The organism is Buttiauxella sp. (genome assembly GCF_035271705.1).
GTDB lineage: Bacteria > Pseudomonadota > Gammaproteobacteria > Enterobacterales > Enterobacteriaceae > Buttiauxella.
On record NZ_DATERI010000092.1, the window covers coordinates 1 to 5,487 of the forward strand.

A 5,487-nucleotide genomic window follows, 5' to 3' on the forward strand; every position below is an offset into this window, starting at 1 on the left:
ATCCTGAGCCAAATCTCTTATTAATTCACCTGAAAAGCATGGCTAAATGTCGGTATTACCTGAATCGTCTTCGGCAGCAATTCGCTTGCATAGTAGAAGTCTGCGGTTTGCTGTTGCTGCGTCACCGTCGCATCGTTAATCGTTTGCCAAACGGGGTGACGGCGTTCAAACGACAGCCGTGCTACGTCTTCCGGGAAGCCGATAATTTTCGCGAGGGCTTTACCGTAAATATCCGGATGCTGATTCGCCCAGATTTGCGCAGCGTTCAGACGTTGCAGATAGTCGGTAATAGCCGCTTTTTTCTCGAGGTCAGCGAGCGCGCTGTCCGTTGCTGCAAGGAAACTATTACCTGACCACAATCCACGCCCGTTTACCGCAACACGTAATTTATCCACGCTTTCAGCATAGGCCGTGTAGGGTTCCCACGTTGCCCAGACATCAACCGAGCCCTGAATCAGTGCCAGTTTTGCCTCGCTTGGCGGCAGGAAGCGGAAAGTCACATCCTTCGCGCTCAACCCCGCAGATGCCAACGCTTTGAGTGCGACAAAATGACCAATAGAACCTCGGTTTGTGGCGATGCTTTTGCCTTTCAGATCAGCCGCACTTTTGACAGGACTATCGGGGCGTACCAGCAGTGCAGTGCCATAAGCATCCGCCTTGCTCACTGCAATGGCTTTAGCCTGCGCACCAGCTGCCACGGCAAACAATAGTGGGGCATCGCCAATAATTCCCACATCTATTGCTCCTGCATTGAGGGCTTCTGCCAGCGGAGCCGCTGCGGGAAACTCAGACCATTCAATTTTGTAAGGCAGGTCTTCCAGCTTCCCAGCCGCATCAAGCTGTGAACGCATCCCCCCTTTTTGATCGCCAATACGCAATGTCACTTCAGCCTGTACGGCATTACCCCATAACGCCAGGGCAAGCCCAGCAACAATCCAGTGTTTCATTATGCGCTCCTCGCAAAGTGTTGGCGGGCCGCGGTTTTTTCACGCGTCAGTGGGATGAGTTCTTTTCCGTATTCAATGGCATCATTGAGCGGATCAAAACCACGAATTAAGAAGCTGTCGATACCTGCATCGTAATAATCGAGCAGCGCATCGGAAACCTGGTCCGGCGTGCCGACCAGTGCGGTGGAGTTGTAACCACCGCCAACCAGAGCCGCAATCCCCGTCCATAAACGTTTATCCAGGCGGTCACCCAAATGTGCAGCCTCGAGCAAGCGTTTTGCCCCCACACTCTGAGGCTTATTCAGGCCGTAAGTATGCTGATTTTCCTCCAGATGTTTGCGGGTGGTTTCTCGAATATATTCCGCTTTTTCCCATGCTTCGGCTTCAGTTTTGCCCAGTATTGGCCGGAAGGAGATATTAAAACTGATATCGCGATTGTGCTGTTTAGCCGCTCGGCGAACTGCATCAACAGTCTGACGTGCCCCAGCCAGTGGCTCACCCCATAGGGCAAAAACATCGGCGTGTTTGGCGGCGACCTCTATAGCATCATCGGATGAACCACCAAAATAGACCGGCAAATGTGGTTGAAGCGGTTTAATGGCTGAAAACGCTTGCTCGGCGCGGTAAAAGCCGCCCGTGTGATCGTAAGGCTCAGTTCCTTCAAGGCTGCTTTTCAGCACGGTGAGGAATTCGTCGGTACGGGCATAACGCTCTTCTTTATTCAGCCAGTCGCCATCTTTGCGCTGCTCGGCATCACTACCCCCACTGATGATATGCACCGCGAGGCGACCATCGAGAAGATTATCCAGCGTGGCAAGTTTGCGCGCTGCAACAGTAGGTGCCACAAATCCAGGGCGGTGTGCCAGCAAAAATTTAATACGTGAAGTGTGGGCACCCGCATGGGCAGTGACCAAAAAACCATCCGGTTGATCGGACCAGTAACCCACCAGAACTCGGTCAAAACCTGCGTCTTCATGGGCTTTAGCAAAACGGGCTATATAGTTCTTATCAAAAATCGGGCCAGTGGCGGGCAAGATTTCGGAGGCCAGTCGATGGCCAATCATACCGAGGAATTGAATGCTCATTGCAGGTTCCTTATCGTTGTTTGTTTTTTCACCTTAACGGGTTGTGGGCGCGTCTGAAATGCTATTTATCACTATGTTTTGCCAGGTTTTAGCTATGCAGCATTTTAGATAACGTATTGCTTTTCCGGCATTTGCACCCAAGTCACTGGCTGATAGTCTCCTTGTTTTAGTCCGACTGAGAGCGAGCTATGTCCATAACGCCGTCCGCACCAAATTACGCGCGCTTACGCCATTTTCTGACTGAGTTCTCGCGCCTGGTGGAGCATTTCCACCAGGAGAAACCGTTGCTTGAAAAGGGCCACCCGTTACTGTCCGAACTGGTGCGCCATGATGACTGGCTGCCTGCCGCGGCGGCTGTTCCCCATCCACAGCACTACCAGCAGCATTTACTCTATGCCGATCCTCAAGGGCGCTTTTCGGTAGTGAGTTTTGTCTGGGGCCCAGGCCAGCAAACGCCCATTCATAATCACGGCGTGTGGGGAATGATTGGCATGCTGCGTGGCGCTGAACACAGCCAGTTTTATGCGAAGGTGAAGGGTAAATGGGTGGCAGAGGGTGAAGCGACCACGCTCAACCCAGGTGAAATAGCCACCGTCTCACCAAACGCTCAGGATGTGCATCAGGTCAGTAATGCTTTCACTGATCGGGTCTCAATCAGTATTCACGTCTACGGAGCAAATATCGGGGCGGTTCATCGCCGGGTCTTTACGCCGAATGGCAGTGATAAACCATTTATTTCCGGTTATTCGAGTGCTTTCATACCGAATATCTGGGACCTGTCAAAAGAGGGTGGGATATGAGTGAAATACGACATTACGCACAGTTGCGTGCGGCACTGATCAACAAAGAAGAACTGGCGCTTATCGATGTACGTGAAGAGGCTCCTTTCGCCAGCGGGCACCCCTTATTTGCCGCCAATTTCCCACTGGGGAAACTCGAACTTGAGGTGTATTCCCGCATCCCGCGTCGTTCCACACCCATTACTGTTTATGACAATGGTGAAGGCCTGGCGGTTAAAGCAGTAGAAAAACTTAAACAGCTCGGCTATCGAGATGTTGCGCTGCTGGCGGGTGGATTACAGGGCTGGCAGGAAGCTGGCGGGGAGCTATTCATCGATGTGAATGTGCCAGGTAAAGCATTTGGTGAACTGGTTGAAGCAAAACGGCATACACCTTCGCTCAGCGCAGGGGACGTGCAGAATTTACTGCAGCAAGGAGCCGATGTTGTCGTGCTTGATGTGCGGCGTTATGACGAATACCAGACGATGAGTATACCTCAGGGAGTCAGTCTCCCCGGCGGGGATCTGGTATTGAAGGCACGTGCTCAGGTCAGCAACCCGCAAACACAAATTGTGGTTAATTGTGCAGGGCGTACACGCAGCATCATCGGTACGCAATCGCTGATTAATGCAGGCATTACCAACCCCGTGGCGGCGTTGCGTAACGGCACCATTGGCTGGACACTTGCCGGGCAAGCGCTGGAGCATGGTCAAGAACGCCAGGCTGAGTCAAGTGAAGGTGATGAGGCCGATCGCATTGCAGCCTGGGAACTGGCCACCAGTGCTGGCGTAAGTTTTATCAGTTGGAGCGACTGGCAAACCTGGCAGCACAACAGCGATCGCAACTCCTGGCTAATCGACGTGCGCTCGGTTGATGAATATCGTGCCGGACATCTACCGGGATCAAGATCAGTGCCTGGCGGGCAACTGGTGCAGGAAACCGATCACTACGCAGCTGTTCGTGGCGGGCGAATCGTTCTGGTTGACAGGGATGGTATTCGGGCACCGATGGCGGCCTCATGGCTTGCACAAATGGGCTGGGAAGTCGCCGTGCTGGAAGCACCGGAGGAATTGTTTACCGAACGCGGGGACTGGCAGCCATCATTAGCGACTGCACCCAAGGTGGAAGAAATTTCTGCTCAGACGTTGGCCTCCTGGCTTGAAAGCACGGGCACTACCGTATTGGATTTCACCACCTCAGCCAATTTTATCGCCCGACACATTCCGGGTGCAAAATGGCTTGGCCGCAGCCAGCTAACCGAGGCCGTCGCTCAATTACCTGAACCTGAACGGTGGGTTCTCACCTGCACAAGCAGCGCACTGGCAAGGTTTGTCGTGCCTGAATTGCGTGCATTGTCCAAAAGCCCCATCTATGTGTTGCAGGGTGGAACGCTGGCCTGGATTGCGCAAAAGCATCCGCTAGTACATGGACCGGAAGGCCAGTTACATGCGCCTGAAGATCGCTATCGCCGTCCTTATGAGGGAACCCAGGTCCCGCGCCAGGCAATGGAAGACTATCTTCAGTGGGAATACGGGCTAGTGGCGCAGCTTGAACAAGACGGAACGCATGGTTTTTGGGTATTGTAGCCAGGATAAAATCCGCGTGTCGGATAACACTGAAGATGTAGCTCGAGTCTCGTCGATGACATACTATCGAAACAGCCCTGCGTAAATCTGCAGGATAAGGAGATAAGATGACGCATCAGACAGCCGACACTGCCCTTACCCCAAGCCAGGCCCTCGATAAATTAGAGGAGCTGTACGATGCTTCGGTCAACGCACTGCGCGAGGCCATCGCCCAGTACGTTGAAAACGGCACACTACCCGAAATTCAAAAGCGTGCCGCCGGATTATTTGTCTACCCCGAGTTACGGGTCAGTTGGGATGGCACCATTCATCATCCCAACAAAACGCGCGCTTATGCCCGCTTCACCCATTCCGGCAGCTACACCACCACCATCACCCGCCCTGCACTGTTTCGCCATTATCTCGCCGAACAATTAACTCTGCTGTATGAAGATTATGGTGCGCAAATTGAAGTGGGTTTATCGCTACACGAAATCCCGTATCCGTATGTGATTGATGGCTCGAGTTTGTCGCTAGACCGCTCAATGAGCGCCGGTTTACCTCGTCATTTCCCGACCACCGAATTGTCGCAAATTGGTGATGAAACGGCAGATGGCCTGTTCCACCCCACTGAGTACTACCCGCTTTCGCATTTTGATGCACGCCGTGTCGATTTCTCGCTCGCCCGTTTGCGCCACTACACTGGCACGCCGGTTGAGCATTTCCAACCTTTCGTGTTGTTTACCAACTACACCCGTTATGTCGATGAATTTGTACGCTGGGGATGCCAGCAAATTCTTGACCCGGAAAGCCCTTATGTCGCGCTTTCATGTGCCGGTGGCGTGTGGTTAACCGCCGACAGCCAGGCTCCCGAAGAGGCCATCTCTGATCTCGCCTGGAAGAAACACCAAATGCCAGCCTGGCATTTGATCGATGCCAACGGCACCGGGATAACGCTAATTAACATTGGCGTTGGGCCATCGAATGCCAAAAATATCTGCGACCACCTGGCGGTATTGCGCCCGGCGGCCTGGCTGATGATTGGTCACTGCGGCGGTCTGCGTGAAAGCCAGTCAATTGGCGATTATGTGCTGGCTCACGCCTATCTGCG

At 53.3% G+C, this 5,487-nt stretch carries 5 protein-coding genes; 3 read left to right on the forward strand and 2 right to left on the reverse strand.

The genetic code is table 11. From position 1 onward, the window contains the following. Window positions 1-20: 20 nt before the first annotated feature. Both VJY99_RS08255 and VJY99_RS08260 read right to left on the reverse strand, forming a co-directional pair. Window positions 21-947 (reverse strand): ABC transporter substrate-binding protein, encoded by a 927-nt coding sequence (locus VJY99_RS08255; protein WP_324117574.1) that lies wholly within the window; start codon window positions 945-947, stop codon window positions 21-23. After that, a complete protein-coding gene (locus VJY99_RS08260; RefSeq protein ID WP_324117575.1) occupies window positions 947-2,032 on the reverse strand; it encodes an LLM class flavin-dependent oxidoreductase in 1,086 nt (361 codons plus the stop codon). Before VJY99_RS08260 ends, VJY99_RS08255 begins: the two co-directional genes overlap by 1 nt. 188 nt (window positions 2,033-2,220) lie before the next feature. Here VJY99_RS08260 and VJY99_RS08265 point away from each other — a divergent pair, with 188 nt between their 5' ends. The 3 genes from VJY99_RS08265 to VJY99_RS08275 form a co-directional block, all read left to right on the forward strand. Next, the gene (locus VJY99_RS08265) at window positions 2,221-2,832 is read left to right on the forward strand and encodes a cysteine dioxygenase (RefSeq protein ID WP_324117576.1); all 612 of its coding nucleotides are present in this window, start codon (window positions 2,221-2,223) and stop codon (window positions 2,830-2,832) included. Then, window positions 2,829-4,397: a rhodanese homology domain-containing protein gene (locus VJY99_RS08270; protein WP_324117577.1), complete on the forward strand. Its 1,569-nt coding sequence runs from the start codon at window positions 2,829-2,831 to the stop codon at window positions 4,395-4,397. The genes VJY99_RS08265 and VJY99_RS08270 overlap by 4 nt, the downstream gene beginning before the upstream one ends. 107 nt (window positions 4,398-4,504) lie before the next feature. Beyond that, on the forward strand, window positions 4,505-5,487 hold a 983-nt coding region (locus VJY99_RS08275), incomplete at its 3' end, for an AMP nucleosidase (RefSeq protein WP_324117578.1).